The 23,815-nt window shown below is 50.7% G+C and carries 15 protein-coding genes and 1 pseudogene; 15 read left to right on the forward strand and 1 reads right to left on the reverse strand.

The window, feature by feature from the left end:
* Window positions 1-243: 243 nt before the first annotated feature.
* The 8 genes from L1D47_RS04860 (at window position 244) to tadA (ending at window position 11,849) form a co-directional block, all read left to right on the forward strand.
* Window positions 244-1,833: an AAA family ATPase gene (locus tag L1D47_RS04860; protein WP_239882790.1), complete on the forward strand. Its 1,590-nt coding sequence runs from the start codon at window positions 244-246 to the stop codon at window positions 1,831-1,833.
* Between the two features lie 15 nt (window positions 1,834-1,848).
* Complete coding sequence (locus tag L1D47_RS04865) at window positions 1,849-5,319, forward strand: AAA domain-containing protein (protein ID WP_239882791.1); 3,471 nt, start codon at window positions 1,849-1,851, stop codon at window positions 5,317-5,319.
* Window positions 5,319-7,010: a hypothetical protein gene (locus L1D47_RS04870; RefSeq protein WP_239882792.1), complete on the forward strand. Its 1,692-nt coding sequence runs from the start codon at window positions 5,319-5,321 to the stop codon at window positions 7,008-7,010. The genes L1D47_RS04865 and L1D47_RS04870 overlap by 1 nt, the downstream gene beginning before the upstream one ends.
* Complete coding sequence (locus tag L1D47_RS04875) at window positions 7,010-9,211, forward strand: hypothetical protein (protein WP_239882793.1); 2,202 nt, start codon at window positions 7,010-7,012, stop codon at window positions 9,209-9,211. The genes L1D47_RS04870 and L1D47_RS04875 overlap by 1 nt, the downstream gene beginning before the upstream one ends.
* On the forward strand, window positions 9,204-9,413 hold the full coding sequence (locus L1D47_RS04880) for a DUF2997 domain-containing protein (RefSeq protein ID WP_239882794.1): 210 nt from the start codon (window positions 9,204-9,206) through the stop codon (window positions 9,411-9,413). Before L1D47_RS04875 ends, L1D47_RS04880 begins: the two co-directional genes overlap by 8 nt.
* Entirely contained in the window at window positions 9,413-9,919 is a 507-nt protein-coding gene (locus tag L1D47_RS04885; protein WP_239882795.1) for a hypothetical protein, read from the forward strand. Before L1D47_RS04880 ends, L1D47_RS04885 begins: the two co-directional genes overlap by 1 nt.
* A 2-nt stretch (window positions 9,920-9,921) precedes the next feature.
* Window positions 9,922-10,524, forward strand: a complete 603-nt coding sequence (locus tag L1D47_RS04890; RefSeq protein WP_239882796.1) for a 4Fe-4S single cluster domain-containing protein — start codon at window positions 9,922-9,924, stop codon at window positions 10,522-10,524.
* A 788-nt stretch (window positions 10,525-11,312) separates the two neighbouring features.
* On the forward strand, window positions 11,313-11,849 hold the full coding sequence (gene tadA / locus L1D47_RS04895; RefSeq protein WP_239882797.1) for a tRNA adenosine(34) deaminase TadA: 537 nt from the start codon (window positions 11,313-11,315) through the stop codon (window positions 11,847-11,849).
* A 221-nt stretch (window positions 11,850-12,070) separates the two neighbouring features.
* On the opposite strand, the gene mltF is transcribed toward tadA, so the two are convergent.
* Window positions 12,071-13,498 carry a membrane-bound lytic murein transglycosylase MltF gene (gene mltF / locus L1D47_RS04900; protein WP_239882798.1) on the reverse strand — a complete coding sequence of 476 codons (1,428 nt, stop codon included), beginning with the start codon at window positions 13,496-13,498 and terminating at the stop codon, window positions 12,071-12,073.
* Window positions 13,499-13,823: 325 nt separating this feature from the next.
* Between mltF and purL the strand changes: the two genes are divergently transcribed.
* From purL to L1D47_RS04935, 7 genes and pseudogenes are all read left to right on the forward strand, one after another.
* A complete protein-coding gene (gene purL, locus L1D47_RS04905; RefSeq protein WP_239882801.1) occupies window positions 13,824-17,705 on the forward strand; it encodes a phosphoribosylformylglycinamidine synthase in 3,882 nt (1,293 codons plus the stop codon).
* Between the two features lie 1,241 nt (window positions 17,706-18,946).
* On the forward strand, window positions 18,947-20,503 hold the full coding sequence (locus L1D47_RS04910; protein WP_041510588.1) for a cytochrome ubiquinol oxidase subunit I: 1,557 nt from the start codon (window positions 18,947-18,949) through the stop codon (window positions 20,501-20,503).
* A gap of 15 nt (window positions 20,504-20,518) precedes the next feature.
* Window positions 20,519-21,658, forward strand: coding sequence for a cytochrome d ubiquinol oxidase subunit II (cydB, locus tag L1D47_RS04915; protein ID WP_041510589.1), 1,140 nt, complete (start codon window positions 20,519-20,521; stop codon window positions 21,656-21,658).
* A gap of 14 nt (window positions 21,659-21,672) precedes the next feature.
* On the forward strand, window positions 21,673-21,789 hold the full coding sequence (gene cydX / locus L1D47_RS04920; protein ID WP_041510590.1) for a cytochrome bd-I oxidase subunit CydX: 117 nt from the start codon (window positions 21,673-21,675) through the stop codon (window positions 21,787-21,789).
* A 1,075-nt stretch (window positions 21,790-22,864) separates the two neighbouring features.
* Window positions 22,865-23,080, forward strand: a complete 216-nt coding sequence (locus L1D47_RS04925) for a hypothetical protein (protein WP_239882799.1) — start codon at window positions 22,865-22,867, stop codon at window positions 23,078-23,080.
* Between the two features lie 43 nt (window positions 23,081-23,123).
* Window positions 23,124-23,303, forward strand: a pseudogene (locus L1D47_RS04930) (IS5/IS1182 family transposase); the annotation flags it as partial.
* An 11-nt stretch (window positions 23,304-23,314) separates the two neighbouring features.
* Window positions 23,315-23,815: IS5 family transposase (locus tag L1D47_RS04935; RefSeq protein ID WP_239882802.1), on the forward strand; the 501-nt coding region annotated here is incomplete at its 3' end.

Consider the following 23,815-nt stretch of genomic DNA (forward strand, 5'->3'; position numbering starts at 1 on the left):
GGCCGGTGAGTATTACAGCATGGCCAACAGTATGCTGACGCCATTTCTCGCTCATCTGGAGGGTATCCCAGTGCTGGATGAACAGGGGCCGATTATTGCGGCGGGATCAGTCTGTGCGGATTATTTACAGCGGGTCAGGGCCAGAAGCTCCACCTGGGTTCTGGCGAAGACTTGATATATTTAATACTTATATGCATCTGGCATGAGTTTTAGTTACTAGCAATTCAACATGGAGGTTAGACAGTGACATTTAGGGATTTGTTCAAGCTAAATACGGAAACAGCGGCACCGGTTATTCAAATCATCAGTCACGAAACCTTGCGTATTCGCGCTTGCTGCATTCAGGTAGCTACAGACCTGAACAGAGACCTCTACGTATGGAACATGCCGCAGGGCTTGAGAAAATACGATTTCGAAGACGATTCCTGGGAATCGGAGGATGAGGGTGAACAGCCTCAGGAAGCTCTGGAGTGGCTGGTTGAATCTTCGCAAGACCAATCTGAATTCATCTTGCTTCTGGAAGACTTCCATCATTTCCTGAATGAGCACACCCTGATCAGCCGCTTGCGTGCATTTGCGATCGCCGTTGCCAGCCGTGAAATCAATAACGTCACTGTTGTGTTATCCCAGCCTACTCCTTTGCTGCCTCCAGAATTGGAGAAAGAGGTACAGGTGATGGAAATGCCATTGCCGGATGCCGATGATCTGAAAACTCTTATGCTTCAGGCCAAGCAGCGCTATGAATTGGATGACAGAGATTATCAGGAGTCATCCGCTCTGATCGAGTCTGCGCTGGGTTTGTCCACCAGTGAGGCACAATTGGCTTTCTCAAAGGCTGCTTGCCAGTTCAGACGTCTCACCGAATCTGAAATCCCTTTTATCGTTAAAGAAAAGGAGCAGGTGATTCGCAAGAGCGGACATCTGGAATACTTTCATCCGAAAGCCACGCTCGACGATATTGGCGGCCTGGACAACCTCAAGTCCTGGCTGAACCGCCGTCGTCAGTCGTTTAGCGAACATGCTCGTGAATTTGGCTTGGAAACTCCGCGAGGGGTGTTGCTGCTGGGTTTGCCGGGCACAGGTAAAAGCCTGGCCGCCAAAGCAGTGGCCAATGCCTGGCAGCTGCCGTTGTTGCGTCTGGACATGGGTAAAATCTACGGCGGTATTGTGGGGCAGTCGGAGGCTAACATCCGTTCGGCACTACAAACTGCCGAAGCACTGGCGCCCAGTATTCTCTGGGTTGATGAAATTGAAAAAGGCCTGTCAGGCCTGCAGAGCTCCGGTGCAAGCGATGGCGGCACTACGTCTCGGGTGCTGGGTACCTTCCTGACCTGGATGCAGGAAAAGGAAAAACCGGTGTTTGTGGTCGCGACTGCCAACCATATCGCCCAATTACCACCAGAGTTGCTACGCAAAGGTCGTGTCGATGAAATATTCTTTGTCGATCTGCCGGTGCGGCAGGATCGCAAAGACATTATCTCTATTCATCTGAAACGCCGAAATCGGCTGAATGATTTTTCGCATGCGGAACTGGATGAACTCGCGATTGCCAGCAAGGGCTTTACTGGTGCTGAACTGGAAGAAGCCGTTAAGGAAGCCATGTTTCTGGCTTTTGACGAAGGCCACCAGTTAAACAAGGACGATATCCTCAAGGCCATTCAGGCCACCTCTCCACTGTCTTTAACTATGGCGGAAATGATTCAGGATACCCGTGCCTGGGCCAAGGGGCGCGCTGTGGCTGCCAGTTCTGCCGAGCCAGAAGCTCTGGATCTTTCCAGCAGTAAAAAGCCCCGTCTCAAACAGGAAGGCGAAAACCCTTTCGTGAAAAAATAATCTGGATAGCTTGTTATGGAAAACCCGTTTTTTACTGCCCTTGAACAGCAAGGCTTCAAGGCTGCCAAACTGGCCAGCCAGACCAACAGTGTCCTGATGCCGTTTATGCATTACCTGAATAACAGCATCAAGGCACTGGAGAACAAGGAAGTCAGCTGCGAATGGAAGCCTGTCGCCAACAAGCGCTATCAGCTCAAGCCTGACAAACTGATCTGGCAACTGTTGCCAGTGAGCGAAATTGAAGTTGTGGCTGGTAAGCAAGGCTGGTTTGAAATTCTCACCGTTGATGGAGAGCTACCCGATGCTGATTTTGACCCGGATGAGGACGACCCTATTCGACAAGGCAAAGGTAAAGGACGACGAGAGACAGATATCCCCAACGATGGTTATAGCGCCTCGGATCATCAGCTGTATTTGCCTGACCTTGAATTAGACGATGATCCTATCTCATGGAGCGGTTATCAGCTGGAACTGCGTCCACTGGCTGTTCAAATTGACAAGCTGGACTCTGTTTATATTGATGGCCAACTATGTAAAGTGATGCAGCAAAATGGTGCTGGGCTGACTGTGCAAGGCCATGTGAAAGCCGGTAGCAAACTGTCCATTGGCGGGCAAGACACACCTTTCACTTTGATCACTGGATTGGACGAATCCAGGCTTAAGCAATGGCAAGCCAAATCCGAAGGTAATAGTTGGTTGCTGTTTTCAGAGTTACAGCCTCAGGTCGACGGTCATAAGCTGGACGACATTACCAGTAAGCAACTGGCAAGGCTGAGTTGTGGTCACTTTCAATGTCAGGAGCACTCTCTGCAAAGTGAACACTGGGATTTGAAGGTTGAAAGCCTTGCCACAAAGGGGGATCAGAAGGACAAAAGCCAAGTTCTGGTACTCGAGAGTCGAGGAACGGAACAACTGAAGGATTCTGATGTTCTGAAATGCTCCGCTTTTCCTCAGCTATCCTGGACAGTGGAGTCTGCCAAAGTCGAAGAAAAATGGATTCAGCTGATCGAGAAAGAAGGCGGCGAAGATACCGGTAGATCCGATTTGGATTACTTCTTTGGTGATAACCAAAACATCAAGATTCTAGACTCGACTGAACGAAAATTTGATAACGGTTTTCGTGTGCTTAAAGCACGTCAAGGAGAGCGCCAGATCCTGCTGGCCAGAAATATCAAAGGCAAGAAAAACTGGAACAGCGAATATCCATCCCAACAGGGAAAAACGACTGAGATTCGTGTCAGCGTAGACACCAGCCAGCTCAAACGCCAGAAGGATGCCATCAATCAGTTGATGAATCGCCCTTCAGTAGGCCATTGGCCGCTGGTTCATATGCTGCAGAAACGTGGGCAAGTCCGTTGGCCAGACGTTCAGCCGCAGCAAATTCCCGAGTCCAGTTGGACAGTACTGACGGATCCAAACTTTGATGGTTGTGATCGTCAGCGCGAATTTGTCGCCAAGGCCCTGGCGAATGAGGACTTCACCATTCTGGATGGCCCGCCAGGGACAGGTAAAACTACCACCATTCTTGAACTGATCATGCAGCTCGTGTTGCAGGGAAAGCGTGTTCTGTTGTCAGCTTCGACCCATGCCGCGATCAACAATGTGCTGGAGCGGATCAAGGAAAACCCAGCGCTGTCGGCACAGATCTTTCCGTTGCGCATCGGTGATGAAAACAATGCCATCGGTGTTGAAGAATTCCAGTTCGATAATATGCTCAGCGGTCTTCAGAAAATCCACGGGTGTGATCAGCTCAGCAAGCAGCTGATGGTAGATTCTTCCAATCTGGTTTGCGGTACTACCATCGGTATTCTGAGACTGTTCAATGATCGCGAGGTGTCGCTGGATACTGGCGAGCCACCGTTTGATGTGATGATCATCGACGAGTGCAGTAAAACCACTTTTCAGGAATTCCTGGTGCCTGCCCGCTTCGCCAAACGCTGGGTATTGGTAGGCGACGTGCGTCAGCTATCGCCGTTCACTGATCGTGAGCAGATCGTCGCCAACCTCGATAATCTGATGCTGGTTCCACCAAAAGGTAAAATACCCGGTCAGAACCTTCCTGCTGCAGTCCAGCAAGCCTGCTTCCTGCTGGAGGAGCTGCGAGGTGACCATTGGAATCTCTATTCCCATCCAGTGTCGGTGCCTGTTACCCGTGACGTTGCAAGTGCATTGGTTGCAGAAATTCGAACACGTACTTCGCTGTCAAAACTTGCCAAGGGCCTGGATAACCTGTTGGTCGTAATGGCAAACGCGGGACGTGATGCAAATAGCCACATGGTTGGCTTGAAACAGATTCAGCTGAATCCTGAACAGCTATATAGCCACAATTTACTTTTTATCGAAGAAAGCTGTCTGGGGGAACTGACTGGCTGGATTCCTGACGATATGCTGGTACTGCATCCCGATTGGTGCCGCACGTCCCAAGCGGCGCAGCATAAGGTTTCGGGAACTGGCTGTAAGTCGTTCAAAGTTAAAACCTCTGAATACAAGGATACCGTTCAGGTTCATAAAGAGTTGCTCGACCGTATCGACAGCACTAAATGGTCGGAAGAAGTGTGCTGGCGTCTGGAGCGCGAGTACTGGCTGCGGTTATCCACCAACCAGAAGCAGAAAACCGGTTATCTGGAAGATACTCTGGAACGGCTTTTCCCCAAGTCAGTATCAGCTGATGGCCGAATTCATGTACTCAAAAATATTGCTTTCCCGTCGATTCTGGAGGCACTATCGGGGGATGGACTGGTTAAACGCAAGAGCGACGATCCAACGACCTTGAATCAGGGTTTTGATGCTTCTGAAAAATCCCAACGCTATACGACGCTGACCTATCAACATCGGATGCATCCGGATATATCGGCATTCCCTCGACAGCAATTTTACCAACAAGGTGTTTTAAAGGATGGCGGTAAAACAGCTTCTGACCGGGCATGGCAATACACAAGGTATAAGTCTCGTAATATCTGGCTGGATACTCGGGGAGAAACCAGGGGCAATAGCAATAAACAAGAAACGCAGGCTCTGATAACAGAGCTGAAGGCGTTTTGTGCTTGGGCTGAAGGAAAAAGCAAAAACAAAAAAGACGAAGCCTTCGACGTTGCGATTTTGACCTTCTACAAAGGTCAGGAAAAAGCCCTGCGGGAAGCCCTTCAAAAGCTGCCGGGTAATGCCAATCGTTATGCACGGTTTAATTTCAAAGGCATATCGATCAAGTTGGCGACGGTGGATTACTTCCAGGGTCAGGAAGCGGATGTGGTGTTCTTGTCGATGGTGAATACCCAGCGTGATGGATTTATGGACTCACCTAACCGCCTTAACGTCTCCATTACCCGTGCCTGCTATCAGTTAGTGATTGTTGGGCATCATGAATATTTCTCTCAGCGTTCCCGTACGCTGGAGCTAAAGAAACTCGCAGAATCCTGCTGTGCTTCGACTGCAAGTAGCCCAAAACAGTCGCACCATCATGCAGGTAAGAAAGGGAAGTCTCATTAATGAGTGGCAATAAAAACAACAGAATGAAGTCGTTAGCGGAACATAAAGGGAATACTCCAGGAGAGGCTGCTAATCAATCCAGTCCTGGCAAACATGCTGATAGTAAAGCAGGCTCGCTAGCCTTAACGCTCAGCAGAACCGTTCAGCTGAAACGCTTTCCCATCATCGCCAGATGTACGTTTTTGCGGAAGCGCCCCGATCTGGTGTCCTTGTTAAAGGGCGTTCAGAACAATCCTGCTGATATGCCTTCTCGACTGAAGGTGTATCTAAAACGGGAAGCGCTGTGGGATGAATCAGGCATCTCGGATAAAGGCCAGCAAGTTATAGATAGCGGCTTGTTCGAAGCTAAAGAGCGAGGTCTTTATCATATCTGGTACACAGATGATGATCCGTTGCTGAGAACTCGTCCGGTCTTGATGCAGCGAGATACGGCGTTCTTTGATCCCAATATGAAAGGCTGGAAAAAAGGAGCGGACGCAGCTCGGTCAGAATTCCAAGTAAAGCAGCCTCTACAGCTGAACGTTCTGGAAGAGTCCTTTGTCGATCGTAACAAGACTGAGCCAATGCATTACAGCCTGCAGCTGGCATCGCTCGAACCCGAAGTGATTTGCTCGCCCGAAAAATCAGCACAGATTGAGCTTGAATGGACGCTCGACTTTTCGCTGTCGCTAGTCAGCCTAAAAGGCCAGTTGGATATGTTGCAATTCAAACAGAACAAAACCGGCTCACGCCCAGAAGATCTGGCTCTCTCCATTGACGATTTTGGTGATCGCCTGAACGATGTCATGGCGGCTATTGCCGGAGAATTCGACGGCGATTGGTTGATTGAAGACCGTCGCTTGGAGGCATCTCTGGAGTCGATTCAGCGTTATCCATCCGCTGTCCAGAAATTACAGATCGGTAGCTTGAATTGTTCGGGTCTTTCAACTGTTATAGGTTGGTTTAAGTCAGTTCAGGCTAAGCATATTCCCATTCAACCAGCTGACCAAGCTGATGCTGAAGATTGGCATCGTTTCTGGTTGGAAGACTTCTACAGCAGAAAGTACCACTCATCGATAGAGGCTCGTAAAAATCAGGCACAATGGCTGGATCATATTGCATTGAATGACTTTGAGTTACCACTTAAAGAACAACAGTCCTTGCTGTCAGAAATTTCACGCGAAAGTCAGCCGCAGGCTTATTGGCATGTTGCCGCAATGGCGGATCTCACTTCGTCCAGAAGCCGCAAGTTACGGATGCCAATCAGCTTGGTAAATAATGATCTACTGGATCTTGGTGAGTTATTGCAACAGCTGACAGGTGGTGAATATATCGAACACTTCATCTATTCAGATCGTTATGTACATACCCCACGTCAGAGCCGCAACCTGAATTCAGTGGCTGCTTATTTTACTGATGCTGATGGCTTGCTGTTGACGCTGGATAGGCAGCACGGAAAAGAAGCAGAACTGCCAGACAGCTGGTCGCGCGAAATTCTGCAAAAGCAAAATGATAACCACGGTCGCTACTGGATTCTGGTCGGTACGGAGCATACCTGGTGCTGGGAATGCAGCAGCGGGCTTGATTTTATTCGTGAGAGTGGTGGCCGATTTATTGTTGATGGCTCACCGACCTTCACTCCGAAAGAAGAGGCTGAGCTGCCTCGATACTTGCAAGACCAGATCAATAACACAGTAGCGGAGGCTCTCTGATGACACGGATCGTACCTCGTCAGGAACAATTTCGAATCGATTACCAGCACGAGCATTTACCGGCTTTGTTCAGCAAACAGGCATCTGATGCAGACTTCAGTAGCGTTTTGCCGATGCGGAATAGTGAGTTTCTCAGCCGGATTATCTCCATGGCTCGTCTGACCCTGCTGATTGCCTGTGAGCAACTGAAAGACGAATTTCTGATTCAGGCCATCAAAGAGCAGGCAGAAAAAGGCATTCGTATTTATCTGCTGTTGGGTGAGAAAAACGCCAATAAGGTGGCGATTGATACCCTGTCTGGTCGTTGTCTGATTCGCACGGGTGTGAGCCAGCAAGGTACTTTGGTGCTGGTAGATCACTCCACCACTCAGGCTCAAGGGCTACTGTTGATGTCTGGTCAGCCTTTGGTATCTGCTGATCAACCTGCCTGGGGAATCCAGCTGGAGCGTCAGCAGATCGATGACAGTTTCCGCAGCTTCTGCAAACTGTTCTGGGAAAATAGCAATGAGGAATACCTGCAACAGAACCAGCAGCAATCCAGCGTTCAGCATCCGGATGGCGCGGTTGTTACCAACCACTCGCATCAGCTATGCGGCACCTTACACGATTACCTGAGCGATACGCTGGCGCATCTGCAAGCAGCTACTCATTCCGGCTTTAGTGCTTCCGGCAAGAGCTGGCGTTTGCTGCTGGGGACTCATTCCAATGAAATAGCAAGACAGGCTCGTGCTGGTGTAGCGCTTACCGATAACCAAATTCCATCTCTTTTGTTGTCTAGTGATGGCAACTGGTTACTACCATGTAGAACCGACTTTGCTGTTGCCAACTGGTGCTTAAAGCTATCTGCACAGCAAAGCCAAAAACTTGAACAAGCCTACGATCTGGCTTTTGAAGAGGCAGCCTGGCAGTATCAATCCGAAACGGCGATGGGCGAATGTTCAGATCAGCAGCTACTTCGTTTCGCCGACCAACCTGATCAGGAATGTGCGGTTGCAAAGGTTCGTGAAATTGAACTTGAGGATATCAACACTCAGGACATTGACAGCTTCCGGAATGATAGAGCCGAACAGCTGGCATCTAGGGTGACTGCTTGGCAACGCAGCCAACTGGCCCACTTTATTGATTATGACGTGGTGGTGCACCCGCCCTATTGCCCTGAGGCTGCAAAGCCGGATGCCTTGTATCAGGACTGGGAAAAAGCAGAAAAAGATTGGCAGCAACGTCTTGAAGTGCTCACTAATGCCCAGTCCAAAATCGACCAACAGCAAGCAAGTATCGCTGACAAGTTAAGAGGCTTTATCAAAGGGTTCTTGCTCGGGCAGGGACAGTCGGTGAAATCCCTGAATCAGGAAATCGATACACTCAAAAATTGGTCTGTTACCAAGGCTACACCGGCAGAGCGAGAGCTGCATCGTCAGCAATTAGAGTCCTTGCAGGATATAGTTCGCAAGCGTGGTTCCGACACTGAACAGGAGTTAGATAAAGCCGAGCAAAACCAGCGCTGGGAACAACGGCACTTGAGTCTTCAGAAAAAAGCAGACGAGAATGCAGCCTTTACTAAAGAGATAGCTTCCGATCTTGAGAAACTGCGAAATGGGCTTTCTGATCGTAGAGCCAACGTTGATCAGATATTTTGTGAAAATTGGACGTCAGCAGCAGAAAGACTCACTGATGAGCAATTGAATTCAGCTTTGGTAGGCGATTCTGAATCTAAAGATTCCAAACGTCAGGCAATCCTTGATATGACTCTCGATCAGGCAAATGCTTGGAAAAAATCTGTTAAAGATAAGGTTTGGAATAAGCACTATAAAGCTTTTGAAGGCTGCTTCGCTGACCGTGAACAAGGCCTGAAGAAAATCGAGCGTGATATCCTGGAGGCTCAAAAAGCACTGGATAACAGCAGAGCTGAACAGGAGCGAGCAGAAAAAGCACTGAATGAACACGGTTCATCGTTTGTATATCAGCCGAAACAAGCATCTGATGCCTTTGCCAAGCAGCTCGGTCTGAAAGGTAATACAGCTGCTGAAAACCAATTCCTGTGGCCATCAGAAGAGCTGCCCGTAGAAGGAACGGAACTGCGTAAATATCAGCAGAATCGTTATCTGGTGGTATTTGATACTGATCAGATTAATCAGGCCAGACAGGATGCTGAACGTTTGAGCGCAAAAATTGTATGCGACAAGGAGTCCGCCAATGCCTGAACAGAAAATTACCCTGACGATTGATGACGACGGAGCCATTAGCGCCAAAACCAGCGGATTCAAGGGTGAAAGCTGCCTGGAGGCGCTGGATGAATTACTCAATCTGGAAGGTGTCGTCAGCAGCGTCAAGAAGACCGATGAATATCATCAGCAGCAGCCTCAACAAACGGCTCGGGTTCAGTCGCTCAGGGGGAAATCCTGATGAGTGCTGTAATCAAAACCGCTACGCCATTTGTAATAGAAGAAGTGCTGATGGAGGCTCTGACAGCGGTTGGGGCTGAACCACAAAGAGTCACTTCAAGTGATGTTGATCTTGTTCAGCGCAATCGACTTCAGATTGGGGATATTCTAACGAATCGTAGTGATTACAACGGCCGCCAGCTATTTCGGTTTGAGCGAGATCGTTGGGTAATGATGCATGATTCAGATGAGTATGCAGGTCGTACCGTCGATCGCTTTTCAGAAAAGGGTTATATCAAGGTTTCCAGATTTCTGACTGATGTGAGTGGTGCTTACGAATCTGCTTATGAAAAGCATCTGGAAAAACTGGCTAAGCAGGAACGAATCCGCCTTGAGGAAGAACGTAAAGCCAGGGTTGAAACTACTCGCCAGCAAGCCATTGCCAAGGCTAAATCCCAGGGCTACTCCGTTAAGGAAACCACCAATAGTAAAGGCCAGATTCAGCTGGTTCTGACCCGGATGGTGTAGCCGTGGCCAAAGATTACGGCGAATACTTCAACGTTGCCCATATTGAACCAGAAAGCCATATATATGGCCCTGGTAAACGTTACGTTATTTGGCTCCAGGGTTGTTCGTTAGCTTGTGAAGGATGCTGGAATCAGCAGATGTGGTCATTTGAGCCTGAACAATTGATACATCGGGAGCAATTATTGGATGACATTCTTCAATACAGGGATATTGATGGCATAACCCTACTTGGAGGTGAGCCTCTACAACAGGCACCAAACACACGTTGGTTATTAAGGTCTATCAGGCGCTCCTCGGGCTGCTCTACGGTTTTATATACCGGTTTTACGTATAGTGAGCTCGTAAAACGCAGGGATTGGGCGTTGCTCAGAGAACATTGTGACTTGATGATAACCGGTCGCTACTCTTCTTCTCTAAGGGATACGAATCTTCGGTGGAGAGGCTCGTCAAATCAGGAATTAATTTACCTGGAGGGGGGCAGAATTCCTAGGGAGGCGCCAGAAGACGCTAACGAGGTCGAGGTCATTATTGATGAAAATGCTGCTATCAGAGTGCTTGGTTACCCGGACAGCAGCTTTTTCGGGACCTTAATAGATTTAGAGTGACTTGGATTTGTCCAGCCAGACTTCAAGTCCTTAGGTGTTGAGGTCGGCATCTGTTGCCAGCTAGGCGTGGGCCTGTTGCAGGTCTGCCGTGTAGTTCGGCGATGGCGACAAAGGCATCCAGTGATGCCAGTAACTGCCAGATATTCTCGGCCGTTGGCTGCACCGGCCCGCAGTGGGTCAGGCACATAAACTTAGTTTCAAGTGCGACCAGCTGTTCGAAGCTGGCACGAAGGGCTAGCGGGTCTATGTGCACCGGTGAAAATGCTGTGACTGTTGCTGTCGTGAACACAGAAATGGTGTTTGGCGTGTCCGGGGGGGGCGTCTCAACATGCAGCTCTTGGCGAAAGATGCTTTGTAAAAGCCGCCCGAGGCCTCTTGGTAGAGCTGGATGTTTGTGATGGTAATGCGGGTGAGTTGGCCATCTGAAGATGGCTAACCCAACATTTTGAGCGTTTTTACCATGTATGGAATTTTTCATGGTTTTTTGATTGGGTTGTTCTTCAAGGTATTGTTTTATAATTTATTTATTGTTCTATTGGTAATAGAGTGGGAGTAGGGCTGGTTATAAATAGCCAATCAGATCTTAGAAAATAGCTGAAATGCCAGGCTGAGCGTCAATTACAATTGAACGTAGATTAATAAATAAGCCCCCTTATAGGGGGCCAATCAAAGCCACCTTCTATGAAGGTGGATTTTTATTTGAGTGACATTATTGGCCTAGCCGGTAGGCTCAGGCAAAAACATCACCCTTAAAAACTGGCCGAGTGAACCTAAGTAATAGAGAGCAGATGAGTAAGGCAGTAGAAGAGCAAGCCAGGCTGGAGCAGCAGGCGGTAAAAGATGAAGCCTATATGCGTCAAGCAATGGCACTGGCCGCCGAGGCCGAGTCGCGGGGGGAGGTCCCCGTGGGCGCGCTATTGGTGAAAGACGATAGAGTGATAGCTACAGGCTTTAACCTCAGCATCTGTCGTCATGATGCCAGTGCCCACGCCGAGATGGAGTGCATTCGCGCCGCGGGTCAGGCGGTGGAGAACTATCGTCTGCTCGATACTACCCTCTATGTGACCTTAGAGCCCTGCGCCATGTGCGCCGGTGCCATGGTGCATGCCAGGATCGCGCGTTTGGTGTATGGCGCGGCCGATCTCAAGACGGGCGCGGCGGGGAGTGTGGTGGATCTGGTGCGTAGCAGCGCCTTCAATCATCAGTTAACCGTGACCTCAGGCGTGCTGGCCGAGGAGTGCGGCGAGCAGCTCAGCGCCTTCTTTCGTCGGCGGCGTCAGGAGAAGAAGGCGTTGAAGATGGCAGAAAAAAAACAAGGGCAATAGCCCTTGTTTTTATTTGTCGGTCACTCAATTTTTTAGCCCGGTTGATTGTCGTTATCGGGATGCTTAATAAAAGTGAAGTACTGTTTCTGCCTGTTAATCGTATGCTGGTGGCGTATTTTAAGCAAAGTTCTTCTACGTGAAGACAGATTATTTAAGGCTTTTTTTCTCATAATGAACCTCCATTAGGCCGCTGCGCTATCTCTATCACAAGCTTTACCTCTTTATTCGGGCTGACTCGCTGAAACCTTGCTTTGTGATTGTTTTTCGGCCGTTTGTTGCGTTTCCACCATTTCATCTTGTAACTGTTGATTCTGATTGTCAATCCAAACCAGGGTGTCGTAGTAGCGTCTGATGTTATCCACATAGTGGACCGCCTCGCTGCCGCGGGCATAGCCATAGCGCGTCTGCTTGTAGTATTTGCGCTTCTGCAGCAGGGGCAATACTTTCTTCAAATCCCGCCAGGCACTTGGGTTTAGTCCCATAGACTGCGCCAGCTTGCGGGCATCTTCCACATGGCCATAGCCTATGTTGTAGGAAGCCAGCGCAAACCACATGCGTTGATTGTCGGGAATCGACTCCGGCAGGCGATTGAGAATGTCGCTCAGGTATTTGGCGCCGCCACGTATGCTCTGCTCTGGATCCAGACGGTTGTCGATCCCCATCTGCTTGGCCGTGGGCAGGGTAAGCATCATCATGCCGCGTACCCCGGTGGGTGAGCGGGCGTTGGGGTTCCAATGGGACTCCTGATAGGCGGTGGCCGCCAGCTTACGCCAGTCGAGGTCACCTGCGTATTCGACAAAGTTGTCGCGATACTTGGGCAGCCTGCTGTCGATGGCCCTTAGGAAGGCACGGGTGTCCACATAGTCGAAACGCTTCACATGGGCAAAATACTTCTCGTTGAGATGGGCCAGGGTGCCGGCCCGCTTCTCCTGGTGCCAAAAACTCAGCAAGTCGCTCATCAGCTGATCGCTGCCGTTGGGGGGCAGCAGCCAGACCACGGCCTGGCCTTCACGCAGAACCGGGCCGGCCCTGAGTTCCGGCATGTAGCGGCGGTTGATCTCGAAGGTGGTCGAATCGGCAATGGTGTAGCTGATCTCGTCGCGGGCGATCATCGCCAGCAGCTCTTCGCTGTCCTTGTCGCCTTGCTGATCCCACACCAGCTCGGGGTAGAGTTTTTGCAGCTCGGCCAGGGTCTCGATAAAGGAAGAGTCTGAAACCACGGTGATGTTATCGTCCAGCTGACTCACATCTGTCGGGTATTTGGCGCCCTGTTTGTAGACCAGTACCTGATTAACATAGTAGAGCGGCGGCCCCAGCCTGAATTGTTCTCGGCGGCTCTGGGTATCAGCGAGTCCGGCGGCGATCAGATCGATCTCACCATTTCGCATCGCCTGGTAGAGATCGCCTATGGTGGGGTAGGGCTGCATGTTGAGCGTGAGACCCTGATGCTCGGCAAAACGTTCCGCCATCTCATAGTCGAAGCCAGCGAGTCCCTGACCCGTGGTCACATAGATCTGCGCGCCGTAGAGGGTGCCGACATTGAGCTGGGTTTTGGGCTGGGTCTCAACCACTTTTGCTGGTTCCACACGCTCGCCCTGACAAGCCGTCAGTAGCGATACACAGTATAGAATCAGCAGGAGAATTCTCATTAAGTTACTATTTTTTAATCCATTTTATAAAAATCGGCCGACGATTATATCACAAGCTGTTCAAAGGCAATAATGGCGATTATTTCGGCTGAAATTGTTTGTTGGTCTATGGATGATTTTGGCGTTTAGCCCACTTAAGTATGGGGCATGAATTTAGCGCCGCGCCAGTTTCTTTAAAACGTAAAGCTGTTTTCGCGCTATGGTGATAATAAATCGAAGGAAACGCCGTTTTGAAGCCATGCTACGGATGATTTGTGCCCCACATTTCCCTATAATAGCGCCAGATCTGACCCTGCAATTATAAATAATAAGGTGAAAAGACGTGATGGAGATCATCCGCGGAGCCCCTGCATTATCAGCGTTTAGAGTCCAAAAGCTAATGGAGGCCTGTCAGAGTGCGGCGCTTCCAGTACAAGATATCTATGCTGAGTTCATACATTTAGCCGATTTGACAGAGGCATTGGATGCTGGCGAAACCCAGCAACTGGCCAAACTGTTAACCTATGGACCTGCGATCGAAGCACATGCGCCCCAAGGCAATTTGTACTTCGTAACGCCGCGTCCGGGCACCATCTCTCCATGGTCGTCTAAAGCGACCGACATCGCTCATAACTGTGGTTTGAACAAGGTAAAGCGCTTAGAGCGTGGTATCGCCTACTATGTTCAGGCCGATAATCTGGATGAAGCCCAGCAAAAACAGCTGCTGGGTCTGTTGCACGACCGTATGGTCGAGGTGGTTCTGCCAGATTTTGAGCAGGCGAGTAGCCTGTTTGCCCGCACCGAGCCTGCAGTCTTTACCAGTGTCGACGTACTGGGTGAAGGCAAGGCGGCACTGGAAGCGGCCAACGTTAAGCTGGGTCTGGCGCTGGCGCCGGATGAGATTGACTACCTGGTAGAGAACTTCCAGCGTCTGAATCGTAACCCTAACGATGTCGAGCTGATGATGTTTGCCCAGGCGAACTCAGAGCATTGCCGTCACAAGATCTTCAACGCCGACTGGACCATCGACGGCGAGGTGCAGCCAAAGTCGCTGTTCAAGATGATCAAGAACACCTTCGAGAAGACCCCTGATCACGTGTTATCTGCCTATAAAGATAACGCCGCCGTGATGGAAGGTTCTGTCGCCGGTCGTTTCTTCCCCGAGCCAAACGGGGTTTATGCCTATCACACAGAGCCGATGCATATCCTGATGAAGGTGGAGACCCATAACCACCCGACGGCCATCAGCCCATACCCAGGTGCGGCGACAGGTTCTGGCGGTGAGATCCGCGACGAAGGCGCAACCGGTCGCGGCTCTAAGCCAAAGGCCGGCCTCACCGGCTTTAGCGTATCAAACCTTAAGATCCCAGGCTTCGTTCAGCCATGGGAAGGCGATTATGGTAAGCCAGATCGCATCGTTACCGCGCTGGATATCATGACCGAAGGCCCACTGGGCGGCGCGGCCTTTAACAACGAATTTGGTCGTCCGGCGCTGCTGGGCTACTTCCGTACCTATGAGCAGGAAGTCTCGAGCCACAACGGCGTCGAGGTACGTGGTTATCACAAGCCGATCATGCTGGCCGGTGGCCTGGGTAACATCCGCGAAGAGCATGTACAGAAGGGTGAGATCACCGTTGGCGCCAAGCTTATCGTGCTGGGTGGCCCTGCGATGAACATCGGCCTTGGCGGCGGCGCGGCTTCCTCTATGGCCTCGGGTCAGTCGAGCGAAGATCTCGATTTCGCCTCGGTGCAGCGTGACAACCCTGAGATGGAGCGTCGCTGTCAGGAGGTGATCGATCGCTGCTGGCAGATGGGCGAGGCTAACCCAATTCAATTTATCCACGACGTGGGCGCGGGCGGTCTGTCAAACGCCTTCCCTGAGTTGGTGGACGACGGCGGACGCGGTGGTAGTTTCGAGCTGCGTAACGTGCCATCAGACGAGCCGGGCATGAGCCCGCTGGAGATCTGGTGTAACGAGTCTCAGGAGCGTTATGTGCTGTCTGTGGCGCCGGAAAATTTAGCACTCTTCACCGCCATCTGTGAGCGCGAGCGCGCCCCATTTGCCGTGGTGGGTGAGGCAACCGAGGAGCGTCACCTGACTCTGTCAGACGAGCACTTCGACAACAAGCCTATCGATCTGCCGCTGGAAGTCTTGCTAGGCAAGGCGCCTAAGATGAGCCGTGACGTGGTGTCGCAAAAGGCGGATTCGCCTGCGCTGGCGCAAGCCTCTATCGAGCTTAAAGAGGCGGTGCGCCGCGTGCTGCGTCTGCCTACCGTTGCCGAGAAGACCTTCCTGATCACCATTGGCGACCGCACGGTAACCGGCCTGGTCAATCGCGACCAGATGGTAGGTCCTTGGCAGGTGCCTGTGGCCGACTGCGCCGTGACAGCCTCTAGCTTCGATTCTTACAGCGGTGAAGCCATGTCGATGGGCGAGCGCACTCCGCTGGCACTGTTGGACTTTGGCGCTTCGGCGCGTATGGCGGTGGCCGAATCTATCATGAACATCGCCGGCAGTGATATCGGCTCACTCAAGCGTATCAAGCTGTCGGCCAACTGGATGTCTGCGGCGGGTCACCCGGGTGAAGACGCGGGTCTCTACGAGGCGGTCAAGGCCGTGGGCGAAGAGTTGTGTCCTGAGCTAGATCTCACCATCCCCGTGGGTAAAGACTCCATGTCGATGAAGACGGCCTGGCAGGATGGCAACCAAGATAAGACGGTGACCTCGCCTATGTCGCTGGTGATCACTGCCTTTGGCGCGGTGCAGGATATTCGCAAGACGGTTACCCCTGAGCTGAGAAGCGACAAGGGTGAAACCGAGCTGTTATTGGTCGACCTTAGCCAGGGTGAGCATCGCCTGGGCGGTTCCTGTGTGGCCCAGGTCTATGGCCAGCTGGGTGACAAGGCGCCAGACTTAGCCGATGCGGCCCTGCTGCGTGGCTTCTTCGAGGTGACTCAGTCGCTGGTGGCCGACAAGGCGCTGCTGGCCTATCACGACCGCACCGACGGTGGCTTGTTCACGACCTTAGTTGAGATGGCCTTTGCCGGTAACACGGGTCTGGATGTGGATCTCAGCGCGCTGAGCGGTACTCACCTCGAGCGTCTGTTCAACGAAGAGCTGGGCGCGGTTATCCAGGTGCGTGCAGGTGACAGCGAGGCGATCAAGGCGCAGTACCAGGCGGCAGGCGTGGCCTGCTACGCGGTTGCCAAGCCGGTGGCTGGCGACAGCATCATCATCCGCGACGCAGCGACCGAGGTGTTAGCCGAGTCACGCACCGAGCTACGTACCATCTGGGCCGAGACCACCTATCGCATGCAGGCGATGCGTGATAACCCAGAGTGTGCGCTGGAAGAGTTCAAGCTTAAGCAGGTGGCAGATGCCCCAGGCCTGACTGTCGATCTTAAGTTCGACCCGAGCGAAGATATCGCCGCGCCTTATATCCTCAAGGGAACGGCGCCTAAGATGGCGATTCTGCGTGAGCAGGGGGTTAACTCTCATCTTGAGATGGCTGCCGCCTTCGACCGTGCCGGCTTCGAGAGCCGCGACGTGCATATGTCAGACATCCTCTCCGGCCGTATCAGCCTAGAAGAGTTCCAGGGCCTGGCGGCTTGTGGTGGCTTCTCCTACGGTGACGTATTGGGGGCAGGTGAAGGTTGGGCTAAGTCGATTCTGTTCAACGGCCGTGCCCGTGAAGAGTTCAGCCGCTTCTTCGAGCGCAGCGACAGCTTCGCCCTGGGGGTATGTAACGGTTGTCAGATGCTGTCTAACCTGAAAGATATCATCCCGGGTACCGAGCACTGGCCACACTTCGTGCGTAACCGCTCCGAGCGATTCGAGGCGCGTTTCAGCCTGGTAGAAGTGCAGAAGAGTCCATCCTTCTTCTTCGAAGGCATGGAAGGCTCACGCATGCCAATCGCCGTGTCTCACGGTGAGGGTCGCGCCGAGTTCGCATCGCCCGAGGCGCTGGCGGCCGCAGAGGCCTCTGGCACAGTCGCGCTGCGTTTCGTTGATGGTCATGGTCAGATAGCGACGCAATACCCGGAGAACCCTAATGGCTCACCAAACGCGTTAACCGGTATCTGTAGCAGCGACGGTCGTGTCACCATCATGATGCCACACCCTGAGCGTGTATTTAGAACCGTTGCCAACTCATGGCACCCTGACGAGTGGGGTGAAGACAGCCCATGGATGAGAATGTTCAGAAACGTCAGAGCTAAATTAGGTTAACCTAAGCTTATCAGCTTGATGGATGCAAAAAGGGCCTCGAAATTTCGAGGCCCTTTTTTTATACCCATAAAGGGTTAACTTAAAATCTTACATATACATGCACTTAGTCTTACTTTATTACATCCTGAACTGCTAAACAGGCATAAAGAAGCCATACTGCCGGTTTTCACTCTTAATTCACGCAAATAATGCTTAATAGGAACTGCCCTGAAAATGGCTAAAAGGCGAACCGGTTTATTTAGTATCTGCTAAACTAGCCTGAAATCATCTAAACCGAGTCGTTAGAAAGTAAAAAGCCACCGCCTTCGAGAAGAAAACGGTGGCCGTTTTGCGCTAACAAAACTTCAAGTAATGATGGGGTTAAGGGCTATTTACAGCTCTCTTGCAGTATAGAGTTCAACAAAAGTGCGCTTGTAGCTGTTAACTAGACGTTCAAATAGGTTTTTCATAACGGATTCTCCACACAGTGATTAATGATGTGAGCGGAGTGTGGCTTGCCGGGCAACTTCACCGGGTTGGTTGGGCCGTCTCCTTAACACAGGGATATAGTAAGCAAATGCCGTCTCCACGACAAACGATTAAAATTTCAATATAGCATTAGTATTTTTAATGCTATTTGTGTTTCCCTGAGCGATTCGATTGAGTTCGTTCTTTGTAGCTTTTTGTTTTTATGCGTTTTTGTGGGTTTTTGTTTATTGATTTTGGGTTATTAATATTAACCCTTTATTTGTTAAAATTTGTTAAATGTTGTTTTTTGTCTGATGTTTGGTGAAGTTTGGTAAAAATAGCCTTTTTATCAAAATATAAGGCGTTCCTACCATATGTGTAATGTTTTGGCAAGCGTGTTGTCGGGTGAAGTGTGGCGCCGTCCGCAAAACCCACTATCCGCGCCGTGATTGATTGATTTGAATCAATTTTGAATGGTATAAAATGGCTAGGGTACGTTTGATATGCCTTGTTATAAGTTTTTGAAAAAAATGATTTAAATTGATTTTCTCTGCCGTTTTATGAGATGTGGGCTTAAAAACTAAACAGTTTTGTGAGCCACCTCTCAAAAACTGGGGCGAGAGGGCCTTTTTGGGCGTCAAAGACGTTTGAGAGAGGCAAAAAGTTAAAATTTGGCGGTTTGTGAGATTCAGGTCTGACAAATTACTTGAATAATAAAATTCCTAATTAGGCATTTTTCCGGGTTGATGGGGATCTAACCCTGAAGAATGATCGCACCACCTAAGGAGTCACTGATGATTGTTGAAGAGGTTGTAGAGCTCTCGCGCTTACAGTTTGCGCTGACAGCTATGTATCACTTCCTGTTTGTACCTTTGACCTTGGGGCTGGCGTTCTTGCTGGCCATTATGGAATCACTCTATGTGATGACCAATAAGCAGATCTATAAAGATATGACCAAGTTCTGGGGTAAGTTGTTTGGTATTAACTTCGCCCTGGGTGTTACCACAGGTCTGGCGATGGAGTTCCAGTTCGGAACCAACTGGTCATACTATTCTCACTATGTGGGTGACATCTTCGGTGCACCGCTGGCTATCGAAGGTTTGATGGCCTTCTTCCTGGAATCGACCCTGGTCGGTATGTTCTTCTTCGGTTGGGACAGATTCAGTAAGCGTCAACACCTGGCGGTCACCTGGTTGGTCGCACTGGGTTCAAACATGTCGGCACTGTGGATCCTGGTCGCCAACGGCTGGATGCAGAACCCAGTAGGTAGTGTGTTCAACTACGAAACCATGCGTATGGAGATGACCAGCTTCGCCGAGGTGCTGTTTAACCCGGTTGCCCAGGTGAAGTTTGTTCATACCGTGGCTTCTGGCTATGTGGCCGGTGCCATGTTTGTACTGGCGATTAGCTCATACTACATCCTAAAGAAGCGTGACCTGCCGTTTGCCCGTCGCTCTTTTGCCATCGCGGCCAGCTTCGGTATGGCGTCTATCCTGTCGGTTATCGTACTGGGTGACGAATCAGGCTATAAGGTGGGTGAGGCCCAGCGCGTTAAGCTGGCGGCTATCGAAGCCGAGTGGCACACAGAACCTGCACCTGCGGCCTTTACCGCGGTGGGTTTCCCGAATCAGGAAACCATGCACACAGATTATGCCATCAAGATCCCATACGCCATGGGTATCATCGCGACCCGCTCTATCGATGAAGAGGTTACCGGTATCCGTGACCTTATCGTCGAGCACGAGGAGCGTATTCGCAACGGCATGAAGGCATATGCCATGTTGACCGAGCTGCGCGCCGGTAACGAGACCCCAGAGCTTCGTGCGGCCTTCGAAGAAGCTAAAGTCGACTTAGGATATGGCCTGCTGCTGAAGCGTTACACAGACAATGTGGTCGATGCCACCGAGGAGCAGATCAAGGCGGCCGCCAAGGACTCAATCCCATCTGTTGCCCCTATGTTCTGGAGCTTCCGTGTGATGGTTGGCCTGGGTGTCATCATGCTGTTCGTGTTTGCGGCAGCCTTCTGGCAGAGCACACGTCATCAGATCGAAGAGAAGCCTTGGGTACTTAAGGCGGCGCTATACAGCCTGCCACTGCCTTGGATCGCCATCGAGTGTGGTTGGTTCGTCGCCGAGTACGGCCGTCAGCCTTGGACCATCTCCGAGGTGCTGCCAACCTTTATGTCGGCTTCTAGCCTAAGCGCGGCGGATCTCTGGTTCAGTATCATCTCTATCACCCTGTTCTACACTGTGCTGCTGGTGATTGAGCTGTTCTTGATGATCAAGTTTGCACGTAAGGGACCTAGCAGTCTCAAGACGGGCCGTTATCACTTTGAAAACCTAGAAGCTTAAACCGGAGATCTGATTATGTTTGATTATGAAATATTAAGATTTGTCTGGTGGGCGCTCATTGGTGTGCTGTTCATCGGATTCGCCGTCACCGACGGTTTCGACATGGGCGTGGGTGCCTTGTTACCGATTATCGGTAAGGACGATACCGAGCGCCGCATTATGATCAACTCGATCGCCCCGCACTGGGACGGTAACCAGGTGTGGCTGATCACCGCAGGTGGCGCGCTGTTTGCGGCCTGGCCTATGGTGTATGCGGTCTCCTTCTCTGGTTTCTATGTGGCCATGATGTTGGTGCTGTTTGCCTTGTTCCTGCGTCCTGTGGGCTTCGATTACCGCTCTAAAATCGAAGATCCAAGATGGCGTAAGGCCTGGGACTGGGCGTTGTTTGTGGGTGGCTTCGTACCGCCGCTCATCATAGGCGTTGCCTTTGGTAACCTGCTGCAAGGCGTACCGTTTAACTTCGACGAGTACCTGCGTGCGACCTACCACGGTGGTCTGTTCGGTCTGCTGAACCCGTTTGGCCTGCTGGCCGGTCTGGTGAGCGTGTCGATGATCATCATGCAAGGCGCCTCTTGGTTGCAGATGAAGACAGAAGGCGAGCTGCGCGTGCGTGCGGCGACGGCGACTCAGGTAGCTGCGGCGCTGGTAGCCGTACTCTTTACCCTGGCCGGTGTATGGCTAGCTAATGGTATCGACGGCTATGTGGTGACCTCGACTATCGACACCCACGGCGCGTCTAACCCAGCCCTTAAGACGGTTGCGGTAGAGGCGGGTGCCTGGCTGGCCAACTACGACAAGTACCCAGTGACCATGCTGTTCCCAATCCTGGGTATTGCCATGCCGGTACTGGCGCTGCTGGCGAGTCGTTTCAATCGCTCTGGTTTTGCCTTCCTGTTCAGCTCACTGGCGGTAGCCATGGTGATCCTGACCTGTGGCGCGGCCATGTTCCCGTTCGTGATGCCATCATCACTGGAGCCAAACGTGAGCCTGACCATGTGGGATGCGACCGCGAGTCACATGACACTGACGGTAATGACCTGGGCGGCGGCGATATTTGTTCCTATCGTGCTAAGCTACACCCTTTGGACTTACTTCAAGATGTTTGGCCGCCTGAGCCGTAGCTACATCGAAGACAACAAGACGTCACTTTACTAACAGGAGCCGACACTATGTGGTATTTTGCTTGGATATTAGGCATTTTGCTGGCGTGTTCTTTCGGTATCATCAACGCCTTGTGGTTAGAGAATACTGAGAACATGGATAGGGATTCTGAGCTTAACGATTAAGCTTTGAATCGCGATTGATGAGAAACCCCGTATGAGAATACGGGGTTTTTTATTGCCCGTGGTTTAGGCGCACGGGCTAACGTTTTAGATTGACAGTGGTTTAGCGTTTGGTGGTATTTGTGGTGGCTGGGGATTTGAAGGTCGAACCTTTGTTGATGTTTAGTGCTTGCCGCAGACTTCATTGGCGTTTGTTGAGATCATTTTAAGGTTGTACCCTCATGGCAACCTAACGCCTGCCCGGCGGGGGATGTGCAAACACGTTTTTGGCACGCTGTGAATATATCCCTATACGCTCCACGGCGGCGTCCATGCCGCCGAGGGCCAAAAACGTGTTTACACTGGTGTCTAAACGTCTCTTCGATTTAGCGGTATGTGATACGAGTAGCTAATCAGCTAGAGGATGTCCCTTCATGGCAACTTAGTGTCTACTCAGCGGGGGAGATTTGGGAATGCTCTCAGGTTGTAGCGTTTGGCTGCTTGGCTATTTGCTATGGACTTGAAAGTCACACCTTCATGGCTATCTAACGCCTGCCCGGCGGGGGTATGTGCAGATACGTCTGTGACACGCTGTACGCCATCCCTGGCCGCTCTACGGTTTCATCCCTGAAACCGAAGGTCACAGCCGTATCTGCACTCGGTATCCAACGTCTCTTCGATTTGGCCTCATTTGATGTGAGTAGGAGGGCTAGATGAGTGTTCGGCAGGTTGCCAAACTCTACTCGCTAGACTGCGGAGCTATACAGGTATAATGGGATATTGCAAAAAAGCGCCCCTTTCGCTTCCTACTATGTAATCTTGTGATTCTCGCTTTATTTTTTTAAATTGTAACCAACTGATTAGTAATGGTTAAACCTTGAACGATTTTAATTTAAAAGGAAGTGGTGGTGGTCTGGCCCTTTCTCTCAAATAAGCAAAGTCTCGCTTTGTTTTGGGGCAGCTCACTTTCTCCTTGTTATGTAATGCAGTTATTGATATAAATTTCAAATATTTAAAAAATTTCCGCGATGTACATTAGCAAAAAGTGATTTGCATGGGCGGCATTCTCGCTAATAGGCGTTATATGCCAAGGAGAGTCATGGATAAGCCGCACCAAAGAATAGGCGCAACGTCAAATGCTCATGTAGGGAGAGATTTTGAGTTGGCCGCACAAAAGTTCTTTGCCAGCGAAGGGCTTGCTCTTGAGCTTAATATAACAATCTCTGTTGGTATCGGCGAAATCAAGAAAGACCACGCATTTGATTTGGGCTGCCTAAAAGAAAAAGTACTAAGGAAGATGCGAATAAGTCCCTGATGTGAGATCATAGCTACATAGTAAATCACAGCCATTACCGCCCATGAGCCAACAGTTAACTTTTGCCGATAGTGAGTTTTCCAGCAAGCGCCGCCAGACCCGTAAAGAGATTTTCTTATCTCGGATGGACAACCTGTTACCATGGACTCAACTGCTGGAAGTGATTGAGCCCTTTTATCCAAAAGCGGGCAATGGTCGTCGTCCCTATCCACTGGAAACGATGTTCGTAAAGAGATTTTCTTATCTCGGATGGACAACCTGTTACCATGGACTCAACTGCTGGAAGTGATTGAGCCCTTTTATCCAAAAGCGGGCAATGGTCGTCGTCCCTATCCACTGGAAACGATGTTCCGCATTCACTGTATGCAGCAATGGTACAGTCTGAGTGATGAGGCGATGGAAGATGCGCTTTACGAGATTGCTTCGATGCGTCAGTTTGCACAACTGTCACTGGATAAAGCCATTCCTGACCGCACTACCATTATGAATTTCCGGCACTTRCTGGAAAAACACAAACTCACTCGTAAGTTATTCCAAACGGTCAATCAATGGCTGTCGGATTGCGGTGTGATGATGACGCAAGGAACATTGGTAGATGCCACGATTATTCAAGCCCCCAGCTCCACTAAAAATAAAAAGAATGAACGTGACCCGGACATGCATCAGACTAAAAAAGGCAATGAATGGCACTTCGGTATGAAAGCTCACATTGGCGTGGATGCAAAGAGTGGCCTC

It is taken from the genome of Shewanella sp. Isolate7 (genome assembly GCF_022398425.1).
GTDB lineage: Bacteria > Pseudomonadota > Gammaproteobacteria > Enterobacterales > Shewanellaceae > Shewanella.

Coding starts and splice junctions, on each gene's coding strand:
- L1D47_RS04865 (WP_239882791.1), top strand. CDS start 1,849: ATGGAAAACCCGTTTTTTACTGCCCTTGAACAGCAAGGCTTCAAGGCT.
- L1D47_RS04870 (WP_239882792.1), top strand. CDS start 5,319: ATGAGTGGCAATAAAAACAACAGAATGAAGTCGTTAGCGGAACATAAA.
- L1D47_RS04875 (WP_239882793.1), top strand. CDS start 7,010: ATGACACGGATCGTACCTCGTCAGGAACAATTTCGAATCGATTACCAG.
- L1D47_RS04880 (WP_239882794.1), top strand. CDS start 9,204: ATGCCTGAACAGAAAATTACCCTGACGATTGATGACGACGGAGCCATT.
- L1D47_RS04885 (WP_239882795.1), top strand. CDS start 9,413: ATGAGTGCTGTAATCAAAACCGCTACGCCATTTGTAATAGAAGAAGTG.
- tadA (WP_239882797.1), top strand. CDS start 11,313: ATGAGTAAGGCAGTAGAAGAGCAAGCCAGGCTGGAGCAGCAGGCGGTA.
- mltF (WP_239882798.1), bottom strand. CDS start 13,498: ATGAGAATTCTCCTGCTGATTCTATACTGTGTATCGCTACTGACGGCT.
- purL (WP_239882801.1), top strand. CDS start 13,824: ATGGAGATCATCCGCGGAGCCCCTGCATTATCAGCGTTTAGAGTCCAA.
- L1D47_RS04910 (WP_041510588.1), top strand. CDS start 18,947: ATGATTGTTGAAGAGGTTGTAGAGCTCTCGCGCTTACAGTTTGCGCTG.
- cydB (WP_041510589.1), top strand. CDS start 20,519: ATGTTTGATTATGAAATATTAAGATTTGTCTGGTGGGCGCTCATTGGT.
- cydX (WP_041510590.1), top strand. CDS start 21,673: ATGTGGTATTTTGCTTGGATATTAGGCATTTTGCTGGCGTGTTCTTTC.
- L1D47_RS04925 (WP_239882799.1), top strand. CDS start 22,865: ATGGATAAGCCGCACCAAAGAATAGGCGCAACGTCAAATGCTCATGTA.